Origin of the sequence: Saccharopolyspora phatthalungensis (assembly GCF_014203395.1) — a bacterium.
In the GTDB taxonomy this organism is placed as follows: Bacteria; Actinomycetota; Actinomycetes; order Mycobacteriales; family Pseudonocardiaceae; genus Saccharopolyspora; species Saccharopolyspora phatthalungensis.
The window spans coordinates 1,536,370-1,558,062 of the sequence record NZ_JACHIW010000002.1; the positions used below are offsets into that span (position 1 = coordinate 1,536,370).

Genomic DNA, 21,693 nt, shown 5'->3' on the forward strand with positions numbered 1-21,693 from the left:
CCAGTTCCCAGGCCAACCTTCCGACCATTCCACGCCCCTTACGCCGGGAGGTTCCTCGGCGACCGCTCCAGGTCCAAGATCGCCTTCCATGGCCTTCGCCGTTCAAGCACAGGCTCGGCTCCTCCTTGGTCCCCGTCATCGCTGACAGGGCTTAAATAACGACGCTGCAGGCTTCACTTGATGTTGCGGACTGGCCGGTTGCACGCCCCCGAAGGGCGCTTGTCACTCCACTTCGACGCCGACCTCTCGATCGACGCCGGGAGTCAGCTACCGAGGACCCTGGCGTCTCCCCGGACCGGACTCACACCGGCTGGCTGCCCTGAGCTTGTCGCCCGGTTACATCTGTTCACATCCCTTCTGAGCTGCGATGACGCCCGGACTGCTGGACGTACGCTTGTTGTTTAACCTGTGCGGTTTTGGTGTTGTTGGAGGGTGAGGTTGCGTTTGATGGTCTTGCCGACATCGTGACGGGTGGCGCGGTGGGTGTTGGGGGAGCCGGGTGGGCGTCCGGGACCGGGTCGGGAGGGTTTCGGTGCGGCTGCCGGGTGACCGGCCTTCGCGCGGATGTTGCGAAACCCTCGCCGGACGCGGGCGGGAGTCAGCCGGCGGGGCTCGGTGACCGGTTTTTCCCAGGGGCGTCGAAGGTCTTCGGTGATGGGGCGGGCGAGGCGTAGTTGCGTGTGGGCGACCAGGATCAGCCAGGTCCAGCGATCGGCCGAGTCGGGTGCCCGCAGTTTCGGGCGGGTCCATCCGAGGGTTTGCTTGAGAAGTCGGAAGGTGTGTTCGAGGTCGAACCGGCGTAGGAACGCCTGCCAGAGCAGATCAACCAACTCGGCGCTGGCGCCGGTGACCGAGGACCACAGCCACACCGGTGTGGGGTCCCGATCGCCGGGCAGGTGTTCGACCTGCAAACGGATCACGGTGCCCTCGACGAGGGGCAGCTCGCCCTCATGGTCCAGCCAGGGGCCGCGGTGGGTCAGGCGCGGGTGCAGCCGGTCCCAGGCCCGCGCCTGGGCGTGTCCGTAGCGGGTGGTGTCGGTGTCGGTGGTGTGGTCGGGGGCATGCCAGCTGTTCTGGTCGGCCAGGGTGAACACGCCGCCGTGCTTGTGCGGACGCCCGATGGTCCCCGGCGGCCGGGGCGGTGCGGGCCGCAGCATGACGCGGTCGGAACGGATTCTGCCCACCAGCTCGACGGGCAGATCGGCCAGAACGAAGGCCAGCCGGGTCACGTCGTAGCCGGCGTCGGCCACGATCAGGATGTGTGGATCGCCAGGCTGCCAGTGTCCGGCGTCGATGATCCGGCCCACGACCTCACGCAGTTGAGCGGCGGTGACCGCGGTGGCATCGTCGGCGGGCCCCAGCCGTACCGCGTCGAGGATCGCCGTCCAGGAGGTACGCCCGGTCTCCAGCGCGGCGACAAAGGAGTAGGGCCAGCCCGGGATGAACTGCGAGGCACTACGGGAGCGGCCATAGACATGGCAGAACAACCGCTCAGGGCTGCACGCGGCGTCCGGACGCAGCCAGGGTGAGACGTCCACGGCCAGGGCGATCCGCCCGTCCGCGGCGCGCGGTAAGGGGAGCTCGGCCAGGGCGGTGCGTAACCGGCCGACCTCGATGCTGCCATGGTTGATCGCGTCGTAGCCAGCACCATGCCCGCGCCTATGCTCCGCGGTAAGGGACAGTTCGGCCAGGCTGGTCACCGGCCCCGCAGTGCACAGCACCGCGTCGGTCAGCTCGAACAACGCATCCCCCCGCCTGGTCAGACACTCGTCGTAGAACCGCTGGCGGAACCCGGACAGCTCCCCGAACGCATCGGCCTGGCCGGTGTCGTGCACACTGATCATCGAAGCCCTTGGTTGTGATCTTCCTTCTGTCGCAAGAGGAATGATCAACCAAGGGCTTCGTCCGTGATCAACTGGGGGCACACCCCAGCGCTACCTGGTTAAACAACAAGCTTAGGTGACAGCTGGCCGTGTGGCCTCCGGTAACGCAAATCGGCCGCCGCACCATCACCGCGCGTTCAAACCCTGATCGCGATGTCCTCATTGCTCATGGGAATCTCTATTCCCGTCGGCCCATCGAGGCAGCGTTCCATGCCGGTGCGGTAACGTGATGTCCATACCGATACCCGCACCAACATCAGCTAGTCATCCTCAACACGGACGACCCCTGACCGATTCTCACAGGAACAGAATGTGAGCAAACTCCTCACCACGAGTAGCGCCCCGGCGGCAGCGCCGATGCGACCTTTGAAAACATTCATCAGCTCCCTGACGACAGGAGACCACCCGCACATCTATCGCGCCAGTCGGTTGGTGTACCCCACATTGGCCAATCTGCGCTACTGAACGTGAGAATCACAGGCTCGCCCACTGAGATCAACGCACGCCCCTACGGCTTGTCATCCACTAGCCCGGGGCCGCCCCGCCCCGCCATCCTCAGTCTTGATTTCCGCAAGCCGGGACTTACCCCACGCCTTGCTCTTCCCGAACTTCTTCCCCAACGCCGCACCGCTGTAGGGCTCGCCCGCATCACGAGCACGACGCGCCTCCGCCCGCGCCTCCGCCCGCGCCTGCGCCCACTCCCGCACCAGCACAGCTGGCCGCGCCGCAGCACCCTCATCCCTTATCTCCACAAGTCGTGCTCGGCCCCACGACCGGCCCTTCCCGAACTTCTTCCCCAACGCCGCACCGCTGTAGGGCTCGCCCGCATCACGAGCACGACGCGCCTCCACCCGCGCAGCCTCATGCAACGACTCGGCACGCTCAATCTGCTCGGCCGCCTCCACCGCTCCCGGTGCCGGATCCACCGCCACACCACCGGGCTCCGCAGCCTCACCGCCGAACTCCGCCAGCAACTCCGCGGCACCTCCATCCGCCGAACCCACAGCGCTGGTACCGCGATCAACCACGCCCACATCCAACCCGAACCCGAAGAACTCCACGCCATGCCGATCCACATAACCCTCACCAGCCACCAAATCCGCGACATCCCCACCCCCCGCTTCATCAACATCCCACGGCGACGGCTCCACCCCGGACAAGCCACCAAAGGCCGCACTGCTGCCCCCGACCTCTGGCAATTCCGGGAGACCCGGCAGAACCGAGGACCTACGACCCGTACCCTCGCCCGAACCATCGCCAAGACCTTGCTTACGCCCGCTGCTCTCACCAGCCGAATCCACTGCTCCGACGCCAAAATCAGCCCCGTCCAGATCGAAGTCCGCATCGAAAGCGAACAACCCCGCGTCATCCGGCCCCGTCCCCGCCGCATCACCCCACGACCACCACCCCCCAACGCCCGGCGAATCCACTGCGGACTCGGCGGCCGTAGCACCGACCTGACCGCTGACCGCAAAATCCTCCGACACCGGTACGTCCGACTGGGGATCCTGCTCCGGCAAAGGCGGCCGACCCGCATCACCCTCGGCCCTGATTCCCGCAAGCAGGCGCGCCCCCCATGCCATACTCTTCCCGAACTTCGCCGCCAATGCCTTACCCGTGTAGGGCTCACCCGCGTCACGGGCACGACGCGCCTCCACCCGCGCCGCCTCCCGCACCTGCCTCGCCGCCGGCTCCCGCACAGCCGACCCGGTCGCACCATCCGTATCCTTGATCTCGGCAAGTCGATGCTGTCCCCACGCCGTGCTCTTCCCGAATTTCTCGGCCAACTTGGGAGCGGTGTAGGGTTCACCCGCGTCACGAGCACGACGCGCCTCCACCCGCGCCGCCTCCCGCTCCTGCGCCCACTCACGCTCCTCTGCCCGCAAGGTTCGCCGGGCCCCGCCGCCCTGAGCATTGATTTCCACGAGCCGGGATTTACCCCACGCCTCGCTCATCCCGAACTTCTCCCCCAACGCCTTACCGGTGTAGAACTCACCCGCATCACGAGCACGACGCGCCTCCACCCGCGCATCCTCCCGCAACTGCTCCCCCGCCGGCCCCCTTGCGACCAACCCGGTCGCACCACGCTTACTCCCGGCGTTTCCCCTCCTCTCGCTCTTCCCGAACTTCCCCACCGTTTCACCGGTGTGGGGCTCACCCGCATCACGAGCACGACGCGCCTGCGCACGCCCTGCCTCCCGCAACCGCTCCGCCTCCTTCCCCCGCACAGCCAACCGGGTCGCATCGCCCTCAGACTCGATCTCACCAAGCCGATCCCGCCCCCACCACCTGCTCTTGCCGAACTTCTCCCCAAGCGTGGCACCGGTGTGGGGCTCACCCGCATCACGAGCACGACGCGCCTCCGCACGCGCTGCCTCGTTCATATCCGCCCGCTCCTGCTCCACTTTTCGCAAGGCCCGCGACGTGCCACTCGCACCAATCTCCGCAAGCCGCTCCCTACCCCACGACGCGCCCATTCCGAACTTCTTCCCCAACGCCGCAGCGGTGCCGGGCCCACTATTCGGCGTCTCGGCCGCCGATTCCGGCGCCGCGTCAACGGTTTCGAACGCAGCACCCGCATAGGTCGAACCCGTTCCGCGAGGACGACGATCAGTCGTGTCCGCGCCTAAGCCCCGCACCGCCAGTGCTCCCGGATTCAGGTACCCGCCGGCCGCCTCCAGGTTCAGAGCACCCGCAATCGGCACCTCATCAACACCCCACGACCACGGCGCAACCTCCGGCAAGCTCCCATCGGACGCCAAGTCGCCGACCGCACTGCGGTACCCGAATTCCCACGAGGCCAGGAAATCCGCTTCCGGGCTCGGCCCATCATCCGGCCCCGCCCCCGGCGCATCACTCCACGACGGTTCCGCAATATCCGCCGAATCCAACCCAGACTCAACGGCCGGATCAAACACCCATGTCGCTGGAACACCCGGCCCCTCATCGGCTACGGATTCTTCGGGCACCGGTGTCGCTGCCCGGGGACCCGGTCCCGCACCGGCACGAATTCCCAACCCCGTACCCTGCGTACCAAGTCTGGCCGCCAACTCCCGGGAAAACCGCACCGCCTCGTCACGGCCCACCGCATCAACCCGCACCGCAACCAAAGCCACCACATCCTCCAGCGACACGGCCGCATCGCCACGCGCCAACGCCACCACATTATGTGTGGCACGCACAATCCCTACCGCCGCATCGCGCGCCCCACCCACCAACCGAGCCCACTCAACCTCCGTCCGCAAGACCGACTCCGACCACCCCGCCACGCCGCCCGGCTGCGGCCACTCCAGGTCACCCGCACCTGACACGTCGCCGACATCCCATCCGGCCTCCCACGACCAGCTCGCCGCCGTCGGGTCCGCGGCGACACCTCCGGCCACACTGTCGCCCGAAAGTTCCGGCAAAGTCGGGAAGTCCGCCTCCAGGCCGGATTCCACCGGCTGCGTCCCACCCGCCGACTCGGCATCATGTGTCGGCACCTCACCGCCGGAATCCGAAGCAAACCCGGCAGAACTCCCCACCTCATTCATTATCTCCCGCAGCCGTCGCAGACCCCAATCAGCGCTCCTTTGGAACTTGTCCCCCAATTCCGTGCCGGAGTACGGCCGGCCCGCGTCCCGAGCGCGACGCGCCTCCATCCGCCCCTCCTCTCGCAGCCGCTCGTCCAGAGCCCACCGGCTCATACCGCTCTCATTTTTGACTTCGGCAAGCCGTTGCTGCCCCCAGTCCCTGCTCCTGTTGAACATCTCCCCCAACGCCTTAGCGCTGTGCGGCGTGCCTCCGGCAATAGCACGACGCGCCTCCGCCCGTGCCTCCTCCCGCAACCGCGCATTAGCCGACTGGGTTTCGCGACCCTCATCACCGATCTCCGCAAGCCGCGCCTGCCCCGACTTCTTGCCTTTTTCTGGATTCTTCCCCAGTTCCTCATCGCGGTAAGGCTGGCTTGCTTCGAGAGCACGACCCTCCTCCGCCTGCGTCGTATCCCGCAACCGCTGCGCCGATGTGGCCCGGCGCTTACCCGCCTCCTTGTTGACTTCCGCAAGCCGCGCCACGCCCCACTTCAAGCCCTTCTCGAACTTGTCCCCCAACTCCCTGCCGCTATAGGGGGTACCCGCGTCACGAGCACGACGCGCCTCCGCCCGTGCCTCCTCCCGCAACTGCTCATCCAAATCCGATCGGGTCGCGCCGCCCTCACCACTAATGTCCGCAAGTCGTCGCCGACCCCACTCCTTGCTCCTTCCGAACTTCCTGCCCAACGCACCGCCGCTGTAGGGCTGCCCCGCATCGCGGGCACGACGCGCCGCAACCCGTGCCGCCTCGTTCAGCCGCTCCGTGTTCTCGAATCCGGTCGCTTCCCCTGCCTCCGACGCCGAGCCCACCGCGTCACCGGGGCCCACCGAGCGACGCTCCGCACCCTCATCCGACGAATCTCCCGAATGAGCCCGCTTCCGGCTGCCGCCGTCACCAACCGAACCCACCGCGCCAACACCACGATCAGCCGCATCCACCTCCGCAATATCAACCGATTCACCACCAACCGAACCGACCCTCGACTCCGCTACACCACCATCACCGCCGCCGGCCTCAACCAACCCGTCCCGACGCAACCGCTCCACCAACGCCCCCGCATCACCCACCCGCCTCCGCAACGCCACCACATCCACACCATCAAACTCACCGCGGGCCAACGTCTGCGACCAATGCCCAACCCGCCCCCGCAACCCAGGCAAATAACCTTCCGGCGCACCCGTCAAAAGCCGCCCCAACACATCGACCAACCCACCCAACTCAGCCACCAACCGCGACCGCTCACCATCAACCCCCTCCGACGCCGCCCCCTCCGCAGCGGCAATCACCCCCGGCTCCGCCACATCCCACCCAGGACCCAATGACTGTTCAACGGCGGTCGGATCAAACGACCACGACCCGACGTCATGCGCCCACTCGGTGTCGGTCGGATCGAACCCCCACGTCATCGGAATACCCACCGACTCGGCGAGCACACCACCGGTCCGATCGCCACTCGCGGACTCCTCGGACACCGCAGCCTCTGTCTGGGGCTCCGACCCCGCTCCCGCACGAACGGCCAGCCCAGTCCCTTCGGTACCCAGCCTGGCCGCCAACTCCCGGGAAAACCGCACCGCCCCATCACGACCGCCGTCAGCAAAGCGCACCGCAACCAAAGCCACCACATCATCCAGCGACACAGCCGCGTCGTCCCGCGCCAGCGCCACGACATCATGCGTGGCCTGGACGATCCCCGCCGCGACATCACGCTGCCCACTCACCGACCGAGCCCGCTCAACCTCCTTCCGCAAATCCGACTCCGACCACCCCGCAACGCCAACCGCGGCGCCGGCAGAAGCATCCACCTCACTCCTGATCTCAAGGATGCGATTCCGTCCCCATGTCTGGCTCTTTCCGAACTTCTTCCCCAACGCCGCACCGGTATAGGGCTCACCCGCGTCACGGGCACTATGTGGCTCCACCCGGGCCGAGCCCGCGCCGAGATCCAGCGCGCCCGCACCGGCGCCCACAAGATCCGGCAAAATTGGGAATCCCGCCTCCCACCACCCCGCATGAGGCGAACCCACATCCGGCACATCACCCCACGACCATTCCCCAGCCAGCACCGGCACCTCCGCCTGCGAATCCGTCTCCGCACCGGCACGAATGCCCAATCCCCTCCCCTGCGTACCGAGCCTGGCCGCCAACTCCCGGGAAAACCGTAGTGCTTCCGCACGGCCCAGCTCAGCAACGCGCACCGCGACCAAGGCCACCACGTCGTCCAGCGACACAGCCGCGTCGTCCCTCGCCAGCGCCACCACTTCATGCGTGCCCTGCACGATCCCCACCGCAACATCACGGTTCCCACCCAAGGACCGAGCCCGTTCAACCGCCCCACGAAGATCCGACTCCGTCCACTCAGCCACACTATTCGAAGCCGGTTGTTCCTTGGCATGGCTCCACGTGCGCGACTCAGCCGCGTCGGCAGCCGTGGAATCAGCGCCGACCGGCGCCGTCGCAGCACTCCCTGCTTCGGCCGGTCCCGCAACCTGGGTCTCGGCAGGGCTTTCGGGAACCGACGAACGCGCCAAATCCGCCAGCCCGAAGCGCCCCCCGCCGACCTGCCGCAGGGCCTCAATCCGGCCGGGCCCGCCCAACGGGCGGGGACGGGAACCGTCGGGAGCGAACTGCATCCACCGCGGACCATGCCAGCCACTCCCCGGCATCAACGCGACGACATCACGTCCGACCTCGCGCGCCACCCGCGACGCCTGAGCAGACGACACCACCGGAGCGCCCGAACCCTCCCCCGAAACCAAGACCACCAGACCACCCACATCCGCCACCCGGCCACGCACAAACCCCACAATCCCACCGCCAGAGACCACCTCCGCCGGCACCGGCACCCGCACCGCATCCGCAGGCAACCCCATCGCCTTCGCACCCAACACCGGACCCTCCACCGAATCCGGCAGCATTGCGGGCTCCGGCGCGCCGCCGCCCAAGCGAGCCGCATCCTCATTCCCGGCAACCGAATCGGCCATGGCATCAGAAACCGGCGAACGGCCACGGTATCGCTCCGCGCCGTCCATGCCAGACGTGCCTGGGCCGACGTGGTCGTCACGTTGCGGCGAACCGGCATGGGAACCCCCCACTTCGGCATCACTGTCAGAAGCCAGTGAGCCGACCCGATAATGCTCCGTACCGTCCGCACCAGACGATGCAGCACCGACGCGGATATCTCCGGTAACCGCACCGTACCCAGGCGGCGGCGTACCGGAACGGGGATCGCCACCCGGTGATACGGCTGGGAAGACCTCGTCGGCCTGGGGCGGGCCGTAGGGCGGTGGCTCCACCGCAGCCTCGGTATCCACATCCCTCGGCACGCCACCGGACGTGGCCTGCCCACCAGCATCCGGAGCCATCCTGGCATCCGGTGCCCAGGCCCCGTGAGCCGGGCTAATCAGCGACGGCGAATCCGAAGACGCAGGCCGACCCGCCGCCATTTCCCTTTCCACTGCGCCGATTTCGCCTTGCCGTGCTCCCGACACACCAGCCAGCGGTTCCCTTTCGGGGCCGGAGCCGACAGGCAAGAAAGCCGACGACGCCACCGGAACACCTGAGCCCACCGAGCCAGGCTTCCGGTCGGTGGCCACAGTTCTCAAACCTGGTTCCGACGACTCGGGGTCCACATCGGACACGGTGCTCCGGGAGCCGGACTTTTCACCCGACTGCGAAGCGGAATCGGTCTTCAGCTCCTCCGACCTGTCCGCAGTCGTGTCCAGGTTGGCGGAGTCTTTCTCGCCGTCGGCGGCATCCCGGGCCCGGCCCGCCGGAACCAACTCACCACGCATCGCCAGACCCGCCAGGTTGCCAATACCCGAACCCACCGCCTCCGACAACCCGGCGGTGAACGAGAAGGGATTCCATTGCGCCCCCTGACCACTCAACGCCCCATACCCCGCCTCGCCGAACATTTCGGTCAGGCCCTCTTCCAGCGACTCCCCCAGCCCGTGACCGAACCGGGCCGCCCACATCGCCCGCACCGACATCCCCGTGAAATCCTCAATATTCTTCGACACCACATCAGCAAAACGCGCCATCGACGACAACGGATAAAACTGCGCATGCTCCTCCGCAGCATGCCTCGCAGCCGCCGCCAACACCTCCGCATCGATCTTGTCACCCAAACCCCGCACCAACACCTTGGTAATCGCATTACCCACCACATTGCCCAACGCCGACAACGGCACCGCCAACAACGCGCTGAACGACCCCACCCCCACCGCCATCCCCGTCAACTGGCCATCCCACTTCTTCCGCGTCCCCAACGCAAACTGCGCACCCTGCGCCCCCACCTCCACCACCAACTGCAACCCGATCCCCACGACCTGGGCCACCGCCAACCGCATAAACAGCTGCCCCCACCACCGCGACAACAGAAACCGCATCACCGCAAACCGCGCCGCCAACCACGCCATACTCGCCCCCGCCGTCAACCCCGCCATCGACACCGCCCACGCCACCTCCGCCAACAGCAACAACAAACCCCCCACCGTCACAAACTTCAAATACTGCACCTGCAACGCCAAATTCCGCACAAACCCCGCCAACTCCCGCAACCCCACACTCCCAGACTCCAACACCGGACCAAACGCCGCTAACCGCTCCGCAAACCGATCCGCCGCCTTCCCCGAAAACCCACCCCGCACCCGCCCCACCACCTCCCGCACCACAGGCGCCAACACCTCCACCGCCACCGCACCCGACTCCAACCGCCCCGCCACCGCGAACAACGCATCCTCATCCGCATCCGTCATATCCTCACCCGTCAACACCTGAAAAAGCCGCCGCACCTCCTCCGGAACCAGCACAGACACGCGCAATCACCCAATCAGCGCAGACCTGAATTAGGCCGAAACGACCACCACGCCAGCAGCTTGAGCCGACCATACCGCCCGGTTGAACCATGCACCCCCACACGTGCCAACGATTTTGCGCGTTCAGCTGTCAAACTCAGCAAAAGGGTACGCGCTGGCCTTCCCGAGTGGTGGTGGACACTCTGATACTGGATCATGCGGTCCAATCGACCGGGCCGCGCGGCAGGGTTGGCGATTTCGCACGAATCGGGCCCTTCGAACCCAGGAACTTCAGCGCACGACGACACCCGCGTCGACGCGCAATTCGATGCCGGTCACGTACCGCGCCTCGTCGGAGGCCAGCCATCGGGTCGCGGCGGAGGTGTCGGCGGTTTCGATCCAGCCGGCGGGCAGCACGTGCATCGGTCGGCAGGCCGCCTCGTACTCCTCCTCGCTCGGTTCGGCCAGATGCGGCACGAACAGCTTCTTGTTGGTCTTGCTCATGAAGAGGTCGGTCGCGACGTTCGTGGGCGACAGCGCGTTGACGCGGATGCCGTGCGGCCCGAGTTCCGCGGCCATCGGCCGAATCATCCCCACGACGCCCCGCTTCGCCGCGACGTAGTTGCTGATGTTGGGAAACCCCTTGGTCGCGCCCGCCGATGCGACGAGCACGAGTGCGCCGCCGCGGCCGCCGGCGATGATCGCGGGCGTCGCGGCCTTGGCGGTGTGGAAAACGCCCGTGAGGTTGGTGGCGATGATGTCGTTCCAGCCCCGCAGGCTGAGTTCCCAGAACGGTCCGGTGTCGGTGACGATTCCGGCGTTCGCGACGACCACGTCGAGGCGCCCGAACTCGGCGAGTCCGCGGTCGACGACGGCCTTGACCTGCGCGTAGTCGCGCACGTCCGCGTGCATGGCGACCATATGGCGGCCCGTGGCCGCCACCTCGGCGCGAGTCTTGTCGAGGTCCTCGGCCGACGACATGGGAACGCTGGCGGTGGGAATGTCCTCGCAGATGTCGAAGCCGATGATGTCGGCGCCTTCCTTCGCGAGGTCGATGGCGACCTGCCGTCCTTGTCCGCGGCCCGCGCCGCTGACGAGCGCGACCTTGCCTGTGAAGCGGTCGGTGGTGATGTTCGTGGTCATGAGGGGATTTCCTTCCGGATGGGGTGCTGGGTCACGCCCAGAGCGAGCGCGCGAGGTTGGCGAGGTCGAGCGCTTCCACCCAGCGGTCGGTGTGCTCGTTGCCATCCGGGCCGAGGCCCGCGTACCAGTCGCCCGGCGGGCCTAGCTCCGCGGTGAACGTCACCAGCGGTTCGGGATCCTCGGCGCGGCGCAGTTCGAATCCGCGCCGCCACCACGAGGTGAACAATTCGAGCAGCGGCCTGGTGTGCTCGGCCCGCACCGGCACCTGTACCTGCCCGGGCGAGGCGATCCGGCCGTGGAAGACGTCGCTGCGCGCGAGCAGCCTCTCGATCAGCGCCTGGTTGCGTTCCGAGACCGGCAGGGCGAACTCGTCGCCGTTGACGTAGTGCGACAGGTCCGCGGTGAGCCGCAGTTCCGGCACGGCGTCGAGAAGTTCGGTCGTGAACAGGATGTCGCTGGTCAGCCGTCCGCGGTGGGTCTCGATGAGCAGCGGTGTCCCGGCCTGCCGCGCCGAGGCGTACCACTGCCGGATCGCCTTCGCCGCGACGTCGATGTGGGGTGTCCGCAGCATCGGCTGCATAGTGATGTGGGAGACGCCGGGGACGGGTTCGAGGACTCTCAGCAGCGCGTCGAACTCCGCCGCGTCGGCCGGGTAGCACACGACCTCGATGCCCAGGCCGCGTTCGACGGCCTCGCGAGACAGGAGGACGGCGTTCTCCGGGTCGTGGAAGGAGATCGAGACGCCGTCGAAGCCGGCGCCGGCGATCTGGTCGAGTTGTTCGGTCGGCGACCATGGCCCGGACGCGTGGCGCGGTAGTCCGATCATTGCCCACCGGGACTGGAAAACCTGAAGCGGCATGTCGTTCTCCTTCAGACCTCGATGCCGAAGCGCGCGGCCGTCTCGGCGACGGCGACCGGCTTGGTGAACCCGGTGCGGCGCAATAGATCCACGGTCTTCTCCACCGCCTCGACGGGGTCGACCAGCATGTCCTCGTGCTCGATGCTGAGCACGCCGTCGAAGCCGGCACGTCGCAGCGCCACCATGAACCGGCGCCAGAAGTCCTCGTCGTGGCCGTAGCCCATGGTGACGAAGTTCCACGAGCGTGCACCGGGATCGGCGAACGACGCGGTCTCCAGCGCCGTATTCGCGCCGATGCGGCCGCGCTCGATGCGGGTGTCTTTGGCGTGCACGTGGTGGATTGCGCCGTTGAGCGCCTCCACGGCGGCGATCACGTCGGCGCCCATCCACATCAGGTGGCTCGGGTCGAAATTCGCGCCCACGACGGGGCCGACGGCCTCCCGCAGCCGCAGCAGCGTGGCCGGGCTGTAGACGTTCTGGTGGCCATGCATCTCCAGGCACAGCTGGCCGACGTCGTGCTCGGTGGCATGCTTGACGAGGTCCGTCCAATACGGGATGAGGACGTCGTTCCACTGGTAGTCGAGAATGTCCTTTGTGTACGGAGGCCACGCGACGGTGATCCAGTTCGGGTAGCTGTCGCCGGGCGCGGCGGGGCAGCCGGACATCAGCACGATGCGCTCGACCGACATTTCGGCGGCCAGTTCAATGGTCTTGCGGGTGACCACGTCGTGCCTGCGGCCTTCCTCGCCCGGATGCAGCGGGTTGCCGGAACAGTTGAACGCCTCCAGCGTCAGCCCGCGACTCTCGATCCGTTCGGTCAGCTCCCGGCGGGACGCCGCGCTGTTCAGCAGGTTGTCGAGGTCCGCGTGCGGCGCGTTCGACCAGTTCCCGGTGGAGAGCTCGATGGTCTCGATCCCGAGGGCGGCCGCGGTGTCGAGAGCCTCGTCGAGGGACAGGGTGGCAAGGCTGTCGGTGTTGAGTCCGATTCTCATGTCGGCCTTTCGGGTCTGTTCCAGGCCTCGGCGCCGAGGCCCCAGCAAACCTAGATCGTGCTAGTTCGATCGCACGGAAATCGGGATCGCTATTCCGATGAACACCGGGAACCGACCCTAGATCGTGCTAGTGTCGCAGTGTAGGAGCGAGCGAGGGGCAAATGTCAAGACATATTCGCGGCGAAGCCCGGTCTCCCACGATGGCCGACGTCGCGCGCCGCGCCAAGGTGTCGCGCGCACTGGTGTCGATCGTCTTCCGCAACGAACCCGGTGCCAGCAGGGAAAGCCGGGAACGCGTCTGGCAAGCGGCCAAGGAGCTCGGTTACCGGCCGAACTCGTCCGCGCGGCAGCTACGCCGGGCACGCAGCAAACACCTCGGCGTCATCTACACAATGACCCACGGACTCGACGCCGATCTTGTCGAAGCCCTCTACCCGGCCGCGGAAGAAGCGGGATTCTCGATCGCGCTCGGCGCGATCACGGCGACGCGGAGTTGGCGACGCGCGGCGGAGGAACTGCTGGAGTTCCGCTGCGAGGCGATCATCGTGATCGCGCCGGAGGACGACCCCGCCGGTTTCGTCGAGGTATCGGCGGCATCGCCGGTCATCGCGGTCGGCCGGCGCATAGCCGGCATCGACTCGGTCCACATCGACGACCACGCCGGCTCCCGGCTCGCCGTCGATCATCTGGTGGAACTCGGACACAGCAAGATCGTGCACGTCGACGGCGGATCCCAGCCGGGCGCGGCGGGACGTCGACAGGGATACCTCGACGCGATGAGCGCACACGGCCTCGAACGGTTCGCGCACGTGCTGCCCGGCGACTACTCCGAGGTGTCCGGCGCGCACGCCGGCTCCGCGCTACTCGAATCCGATGTGGACTGCACTGCGGTCGTCACCGCGAACGACCGCATGGCCGTGGGCCTGATCAGCCGGCTCACCGGCGCGGGACTGCGTGTGCCCAAAGATATTTCCGTGGTCGGCACGGACAATAGCGCGCTGGCTCGCATGAGCCACCTGGACCTGACCTCGGTCAGCCAGTGCGTGCCGGCGCTAGCGACGCACGTCGTGGAGCTCGCCATCGGCCGGATCGACGGATCCATGGCCGCGGCGGCAGAAGTGACCGTCGACCCGGAACTCGTCGTACGCACCAGCACCGCCTCGCCTCGCGCCGGGTCGTGAGTGTTCGGCGGGTTAGCGCCGGCGGCTGGCATGCGACGTACCTGCCGCCGAACCCTCATGACGAATATGTCTTGACATACGAGTTTGCGACCACGTAGCTTACGTCACACTCCCTAGCACGATCTAAGCGTCGTGACCAGGGAGACTAGCACGATCTAGATCAACGGAGATCATTCATGGTGCAGCTGACGGATCGTCTTTGCGGGCAACCCGTGTCGTGGGGAATCAACTACCTCCCCGGCTGGGGCGTCCAGCTCTCCGCCGACCAGGTACTCGCCGACATGCGACGCGCGGGCCTGACGGCGACCGAATTCCAACCAGGCCTGTTCCCTGCCGAACCCGAGACCGCACTGCGGCTCTTCGACGCACATTCCCTACGCTGCGTGGGCGGGTGGGCGCCACTGGTGTTCCACGGCCAACCGCTCGACGACGTAGTGGCGGAATTCGCCAAGACCGCGACGTTTCTCCGCAGCCTCGGCGCGACGGTGGCCACGATCGCAGCGGTAACCCCCGGCGGCGACTTCGACACGCGGGTGGAGCTGTCCGAACGCGAGTGGAACGAGGTCCTCACCGGCCTCGACGCGGTGAGCGAAGCGGGCCGCGACCGCGGCATTCGGTGCGTACTGCATCCGCACGTCGGAACCGCCGTCGAAACCCCGGCTGACATCGCCCGGGTCATCGACGGCTCGGACATCGAGTTCTGCCTGGACATTGGGCACATCTTCTGCGGCGGCGGCGACCCGGTTACCATCGCGCAACAACTGGGCGACCGGATCGGTCACGTGCATCTCAAGGACGTCGACACCTCCATCGCCGAGCCGATGATCGCGGGCGAAACGCCCTGGGCCGCCGGCGTCTACTCGGGCGTCTTCACACCGCTCGGCCAGGGCGACATCGATTTCGACGCGATTTTCCGCGTGCTGGGCGAGATCGACTACGACGGCTGGTTCGTGATCGAGCAGGACAAGCGACTCCACGAGGACTCGCCCGCGCCGTTCGACGACGTCGAAGTCAGCGTGCGATTCCTCACGGCGATGGGTTCACGCTGAAAGACCCCGCCGGCAGCTCCATAAGCAGCGACCACGGATTTCAAACAGCGGCCAGGGCGTCCAGAACAGCAAGACGTCCACTCCCAAAGCCACCCCACGGCAAGCACTTCTCAGCCACACCCCGCCGCCCTGGGCATCCAGAACGCCACGTCCCGGGCATCAACAACCTTATGGAGCCACTCATGACCCTGAAATCCGATCCGGCCTCGGTCGGCACGACCCTGCCACCCGACGGGCCGGGAACGCATTCCCGGCGGCTCAGAATGGTGGTGTTCGTCGCGACGTTCGGCGGACTGCTCTTCGGCTACGACACCGGCGTCATCAACGGCGCACTGAGCCCGATGAAGGCCGACCTCTCCCTCACGCCATTCACCGAGGGCCTGGTCGTCAGCATCCTGATCTTCGGTGCCGCCGTCGGCGGTGCGATCGTCGGGAAACTCGCCGACAAGTACGGCCGCAGGCGCACGATTCTGCTGCTGGCCGTCATCTTCGTGGTCGGCACGCTCGGCTCTGCGGCCGCCCCGACATGGCAATTGCTCGCGGCGTTCCGGTTCGTGCTCGGCTTCGCGGTCGGCGGAGCGTCTGCCACGGTCCCGGTCTATCTTGCCGAGGTCTCGCCCGCCGAGAAACGCGGCGGCATGGTCACGCGCAACGAGTTCATGATCGTGACGGGACAGTTCGCGGCGTTCGTCATCAACGCGATCATCTACAACGCGTGGGGCGATTTCGCCGGTGTGTGGCGATTCATGCTGCTCGTCGCGGTGCTGCCGGCGTTCGCGCTGCTGCTCGGAATGCTGCGCATGCCGGAGAGCCCTCGCTGGCTGGCCGAACACGGCCGCGATTCCGACGCGCTCGCGGTGCTCAAGCAGGTGCGCTCCGCCGCGCGCGCCGAGGCCGAGATGGCCGAGGTGCGCGCTCTCGCGGAGGAGGATCGCGAGGCCCGGACCGGTGACTGGTCCAACCTGGGCGTCCGGTGGATCCGCAGGCTCATCGTGATCGGCGCCGGACTGGGCATGCTCATCCAGTTCACCGGCATCAACGCGATCATGTACTACGGCACGCAGCTGCTGGAGAACTCCGGTTTCTCCAACAACGCCGCAACCATCGCCAACACGCTCAACGGCCTGTTCAGCGTGCTGGGCATCACGGCCGGGATCCTGCTGATCAACAAGATCAACCGCAGGGCGATGCTGCTCGGCGGGTTTGCCGCGATCACCGTGCTCCACGTTCTCGTCGGCGCGGCGGCCGTCTTCATGCCGGACGTCGCGGCCAAGCCCTACGTCGTGCTGACGCTCGTGGTCGCGTTCGTGTTCGTCATGCAGGGCACGATCGGGCCGCTGGTATGGCTGCTGCTGTCGGAAATCTTCCCGCTGAAGATCCGCAGCTTCGCGATGGGCATGTGCGTGCTCGTGCTGTGGCTGTCGGGCGCGATACTTACGCTGGTTTTCCCGCCGTTCGTAGCGGCGCTGGGCCCCGGACCGGTGTTCTTCGTCTTCGCCGGGATCAGCGTGCTGGGCGTGCTTTTCACCGCCACGATGGTCCCCGAGACCCGCGGCCGCTCGCTGGAGGAGTTCGAGAACGAGTTCCGGGTGAAGTACCGCTGAGAATCCGCCAAACACTACTTCGTGGACGGACACGCCGAAGAGCCTCTGCTCAAAGTGTAGATCCCTGAACGGGAAGTCCACCTGGACAAACTCGCCGAACACGCGGATCCGTGGACGGACAATGTTGATCTCTGAAAGCATGGAGGTGCTGCGATCAGAAGGAGCACCATGAGCGACGGGATCCGGCGCACCAGCGCCGACCTGCGGACCGACCGGGCGCACGGCGCGCGGATCTACGACTACATCCTCGGCGGCAAGGACAACTACGCCGTCGACCGGGCCGCCGCGGAGGCCACCAAGCAAATCTGGCCCGCCCTGCCAGTGCACATGCGCGCCAACCGCGAGTTCATGCACCGCGCCGGCCGCTACCTGGCCACCGAATGCGGCATCGACCAGTTCCTGGACATCGGCACCGGCATCCCCACCCCGCCGAACCTGCACGAGGTCGTCCAGGAGGTACGGCCGCAGGCCCGCGTCGTCTACACCGACAACGACCCCATCGTGCTCGTACATGCCCGCGCCCTGATGTCCAGCACCAAGCAGGGCCGCACCGCCTACGTGGAAGCCGACCTGCGCGACCCGGACACGATCCTGGCCTCCCAGGAATTCCGCCAGACCCTGGACCCGAGCCGGCCGATCGGGCTGATGCTCATCGCGGTCGTACACTTCATCGAAGACGACGACGAGGCACTCGACGTCGTCCGGCGGATCATCGACGTACTGCCCTCCGGCAGCTACGTCGCCGCCACCATCGCCACCGACGACTTCGCCCCGGAAATGCTCGCCGAGGTCCGCCGGACCTACCACGAACACGGCGAAACCCTACGCTGGCGCTCCCACGCCCAAGCCGCCCAGTACTTCCACGGCCTCGACCTCGTCGAGCCCGGGATCGTCCAGATGCACAAATGGCGCCCGGACAACGACACCGCCCGGAACGTCCCGGAAGCCGACATCGCCATGTACGGCGCCATCGCCCACAAGCCCTGAGCCGAGCTTCCCGGATTTCAGTCACGCTTCTTCACCGCAGTGCTCGATACGCCCGAGGGTGCGGCGACTGACCACCGGCGGCCGCTGGGCGTAGCGCACGACGACATCGGCGGGAAAGACCTTGACAGAACTGGGAAGTCCTTGCGACCGTGGCTGTGTTTGGCCGCCCCTTGGGCAGGCCGTTTCGGGTGTGCGCGGGCCGCAGCCGCCCGTCGGAAACCGAATCGCTGAGTCCCGGCCGTGAGGGAGGTGTGGGATGGACAGTCATAGTCCCGGTAAGTCGTGGACTCGCTCCCGCCCCATCGCGGCCGGATTCCCGTTGCGCTGACCGGCTTTCGCGCGCTCCAGCGCGGCGCCCAGTGGGGATGCCAGGCCGTGATGCCGGGCTGTCCACGCTCTCTGCGAGGAGGTCCGCCATGTCCCTGGAACTGTCCTGGAACCTGCCGACGGATGCCGGCTCGCGCCTGGTGGTGAAAGTCGCCGCCTCGGTAAGCGGCCCGATCCCGTCGGGCAACGGATTGACAATGCCGCCCGGCGATACCGTGACAAAGCTGTGCGAGCCGGAGTTGCTGGGCCGCATCCTCGACGTGGTCGAGGATGCGGCGGCGGTTTTGGCCGAGCTTGCCGGTGCCGGAATCGTCGGGCGGCTGCTGGTAAATGCCGCCGTGTGGTTGCTGCGCGGGCTGCTAAGGCCGCCCGCCGTCGGATAACGTCGATCAGCTTGGCGCCTGTTCAGTAGGCCTATGGCCTGCTGAACAGGCGCTACGCGCGAAGCGCCGCCGTAACCCGGGCACCGAGCGGTTGGCCTATAGCCAGTCCCGCTTCTTAAACAGGGCGTAGACAACCCCACAACCGAGGACGATCGCCGTTGCCGATACCCAGAAACCCCACGGCTGCCCGTCCCCCGGGAAGGGAACGTTCTGGCCATAGAATCCGGTGATGGCGGTGGGGACGGCGATGACCGCGGCCCAGCTGGTCACCTTCTTCATCACGGTGTTGAGCCGATGCGCCTGAAGGTTGAGCTGCGTTTCCCGGACGGTCGTGATCAGATCCCGCAGCGAGTCGGTCCATTCCGCGGCGCGGAGCACGTGGTCCTCGACATCCTGGAAGTACGGCGCCATCGCCTCATCGACCACGCCGAGGTCCGGGCGCACGACCGTGCTGAGCACCTCCCGCATCGGCACGACCGCCCGCCGAAGCCGCACCAGGCTCTTGCGCAGGTGCAGCGACCGCCGTTGCAGCGAGCCGTGGTCGGGTTTCCCCTCGAAGACCAGGTCTTCGAGGTCCTCGATCTGTTCGTCCATGATCTGTGCGGCCTCGAAGTGGCCGTCGACGATGTAGTCCAGCAATCCGTGCAGCAGGAACCCGACGCCGCTTTTGGCCAGACCTTCGGTCGCGGAATCCCAGCGCTGCAGAACGGCGTCGATGTCGAAGTGCTCGTCCTTGCGGACGGTGACCAACGCGCGGTCGGTGACGAATGCCGCCACCTCGGAGGTCCGAAGATGCCCGGTCTCGGCATGCATGCGCACCGCGTATGCGCTGAGGAACGAGTGGGTGCGAAAGCACTCCAGCTTGGCCCGCTCCTGGGTGTCGACGGCACCTTCCACCGCCAACTCGTGCAGCCCGAGTTCCTCGCTGATCGCGGCGAGATCATCCTCGGTGGGGGCGCAGAAGTCCAGCCACACGGTCGCCGCGGGATCGGCGAGATGGTCGGATACCTCGGCGACGGGGAAATCCTCGGCGTCGAGAATGCCGTTACGGTAAACACGTGTTCGGGCCACGACGCGACAGGCTAGCCGCCGGCCGGCCACGGGAAAACTCGCGGTAGCAGTGATCCAGACAAAATGAGATCAAGCTGGCATACCGCGGGGGCGGGTGACCATTTCCGTGTCCGCTTGGGCAAGTGGAGTCTGCACCTGGGGCTCTGGCGCCGGCCGCTGCGTCGCATCCGAGATCCGGATCAGCATCGCGACGAGGATAAAGTTGGCCAGCAGCGAGGATCCGCCGTAGGACAGGAATGGCATGGTCATCCCGGTCAGCGGGATCAGCTCGGTGACGCCGCCTACCACGACGAAGACCTGTAGCGCAGGCGCGAACGCGAGCCCTGCGGCGAGGAGTTTGCCGAAGTCGTCGCGCGCCGACAGAGCCGCTCGAAGTCCGCGGGTGAACAGCAGGAAGTAGACGACCAACACGGCGATGAGTCCGAGCAGGCCGAGTTCTTCGCCAATGGCTGCGGTGATGAAGTCGGTGTCGGCGAAGGGAATCAGGTTCGGCATGCCCCGCCCGAGCCCCGCGCCCGTAAAACCCCCGTACGCCAAGCCGAACAGCGACTGGACGAGTTGGTAACCGGAGGTGCCGGCGTAGGCGAACGGGTCGCTCCACACCTCGACCCGAGTCCGCACGTGGTCGAACACGTAGTAGGCGAACACGCTGCCGCCTGCGAAGAACATCAGCCCGATCACGAGCCACGACATCCGGCCGGTGGCAACGTAGGTCATGGTCAGCACGACGCCGAAGTACAGCAGTGCGGCACCGAGCTCCTTTTCCAGCGCAAGCACGCCGACCGACACGCCCCAGGCCACGATCAGCGGACCAAGATCGCGGGCGCGCGGGATGTCCAGTCCGAGCACGCGACGCCCCGCCGTGGTGAACAGATCCCGCTTGGCGACCAGGAACGCGGCCGCGAAGATGATGATCAGGATCTTGGCGAATTCGCCCGGCTGGATGGAAAAACCGCCCACCCGCAACCACAGCTTCGCGCCATTGACCTCGGAGACGCTGGGGGGCAGCGCACCCGGCAGAACGACGAGCACGAGGCCTATCGCGCCCGCGGTGTAGGCGTAGCGCCGCACACTGCGGTAATCGCGGATCAGCCATAGCACGGCGATGAACAGCGCCACGGACACCGCGGTCCACACGACCTGCATCGGTGCGTTGCCCGAAGGGATCGGACCGCGGGCGTTAGCCGCGTCGCTGACGTTGGCGAGGTCGAGACGGTAGATCATGACCAAACCGAGCCCGTTCAGCAACGCCGTGCACGGAAGCAGCAGCGGATCGGCATACGGGGCGAACCCGCGCACCGCGAGGTGAGCGACACCGAAGAGTGCGAAATATCCGGCGCCCAACCCGACCACGAGCAGCGAGAGTTGCCGGTCCTGGCCCACGTCGAGCATCGCCAGCGCGGCCGTGGTCACCACCGCAGCGAAGATCAGCATTCCCAATTCGATGTTGCGCATACCGCGCCGCACGGCCTCACCCGCCGGGGAGTTAAGCATTGACAACCCGTTCGCCAGTGTTGATCAGCTCTTGTCGGCGAGGTGGCCCGACTCCCGCGCCCGCCAATCGATCTCAGCCGTCCACCGTTCAGCACGTCCCCGCAGTCCAACTCAGGGAAACAGCACGATCAGCAACAATAGGCCCATAGCAGGCTTATACCCGGGAATACTGATCGGTCACAGCATGTCAGCGAGTAATACCTCTTTTTCCTTATGGGCGGTTTGCCCCGAAAACGCAGATCTGTCGGACACCACCCATTCCTGCCGGTTCGCCGTCGGCCGCTACCGCTCGGCAGCGGCGATGAAATCTTCGGATCGCATCCGCATCCGTCGTTTCAGAGTAGTACAGAT

General features: G+C 66.7%; 12 protein-coding genes. 5 read left to right on the top strand and 7 right to left on the bottom strand.

The genetic code is table 11. From position 1 onward, the window contains the following. Window positions 1-401: 401 nt before the first annotated feature. From BJ970_RS32930 to BJ970_RS32950, 5 genes are all read right to left on the bottom strand, one after another. Complete coding sequence (locus BJ970_RS32930; protein ID WP_312864632.1) at window positions 402-1,835, bottom strand: NF041680 family putative transposase; 1,434 nt, start codon at window positions 1,833-1,835, stop codon at window positions 402-404. Between the two features lie 566 nt (window positions 1,836-2,401). After that, complete coding sequence (locus BJ970_RS32935; RefSeq protein ID WP_184731501.1) at window positions 2,402-10,273, bottom strand: WXG100-like domain-containing protein; 7,872 nt, start codon at window positions 10,271-10,273, stop codon at window positions 2,402-2,404. A gap of 270 nt (window positions 10,274-10,543) precedes the next feature. Next, window positions 10,544-11,395 carry a mycofactocin-coupled SDR family oxidoreductase gene (locus tag BJ970_RS32940; RefSeq protein ID WP_184731503.1) on the bottom strand — a complete coding sequence of 284 codons (852 nt, stop codon included), beginning with the start codon at window positions 11,393-11,395 and terminating at the stop codon, window positions 10,544-10,546. Window positions 11,396-11,426: 31 nt separating this feature from the next. Next, window positions 11,427-12,254 (bottom strand): sugar phosphate isomerase/epimerase family protein, encoded by an 828-nt coding sequence (locus tag BJ970_RS32945; protein WP_184731505.1) that lies wholly within the window; start codon window positions 12,252-12,254, stop codon window positions 11,427-11,429. 11 nt (window positions 12,255-12,265) lie between these two features. Continuing rightward, window positions 12,266-13,246, bottom strand: coding sequence for a sugar phosphate isomerase/epimerase family protein (locus BJ970_RS32950; RefSeq protein WP_184731507.1), 981 nt, complete (start codon window positions 13,244-13,246; stop codon window positions 12,266-12,268). A 200-nt stretch (window positions 13,247-13,446) separates the two neighbouring features. On the opposite strand from BJ970_RS32950, the gene BJ970_RS32955 reads away from it, so the two are divergent. From BJ970_RS32955 to BJ970_RS32975, 5 genes are all read left to right on the top strand, one after another. Then, complete coding sequence (locus BJ970_RS32955; RefSeq protein WP_221468353.1) at window positions 13,447-14,427, top strand: LacI family DNA-binding transcriptional regulator; 981 nt, start codon at window positions 13,447-13,449, stop codon at window positions 14,425-14,427. A 176-nt stretch (window positions 14,428-14,603) separates the two neighbouring features. Next, window positions 14,604-15,476 carry a TIM barrel protein gene (locus BJ970_RS32960; RefSeq protein WP_184731511.1) on the top strand — a complete coding sequence of 291 codons (873 nt, stop codon included), beginning with the start codon at window positions 14,604-14,606 and terminating at the stop codon, window positions 15,474-15,476. A gap of 182 nt (window positions 15,477-15,658) precedes the next feature. After that, the gene (locus tag BJ970_RS32965) at window positions 15,659-17,080 is read left to right on the top strand and encodes a sugar porter family MFS transporter (RefSeq protein ID WP_221468354.1); all 1,422 of its coding nucleotides are present in this window, start codon (window positions 15,659-15,661) and stop codon (window positions 17,078-17,080) included. A gap of 168 nt (window positions 17,081-17,248) precedes the next feature. Next, window positions 17,249-18,067, top strand: coding sequence for an SAM-dependent methyltransferase (locus tag BJ970_RS32970; protein ID WP_184731515.1), 819 nt, complete (start codon window positions 17,249-17,251; stop codon window positions 18,065-18,067). A 416-nt stretch (window positions 18,068-18,483) separates the two neighbouring features. After that, window positions 18,484-18,777: a hypothetical protein gene (locus tag BJ970_RS32975; protein WP_184731518.1), complete on the top strand. Its 294-nt coding sequence runs from the start codon at window positions 18,484-18,486 to the stop codon at window positions 18,775-18,777. Window positions 18,778-18,873: 96 nt separating this feature from the next. Here the strand turns inward: BJ970_RS32975 and BJ970_RS32980 are convergent, their stop codons facing one another. Together BJ970_RS32980 and BJ970_RS32985 are read right to left on the bottom strand one after the other, a co-directional pair. Next, entirely contained in the window at window positions 18,874-19,848 is a 975-nt protein-coding gene (locus tag BJ970_RS32980) for a magnesium transporter CorA family protein (RefSeq protein WP_184731520.1), read from the bottom strand. 69 nt (window positions 19,849-19,917) lie between these two features. Then, window positions 19,918-21,342, bottom strand: coding sequence for an FtsW/RodA/SpoVE family cell cycle protein (locus BJ970_RS32985; protein ID WP_184731522.1), 1,425 nt, complete (start codon window positions 21,340-21,342; stop codon window positions 19,918-19,920). Window positions 21,343-21,693: the final 351 nt, after the last annotated feature.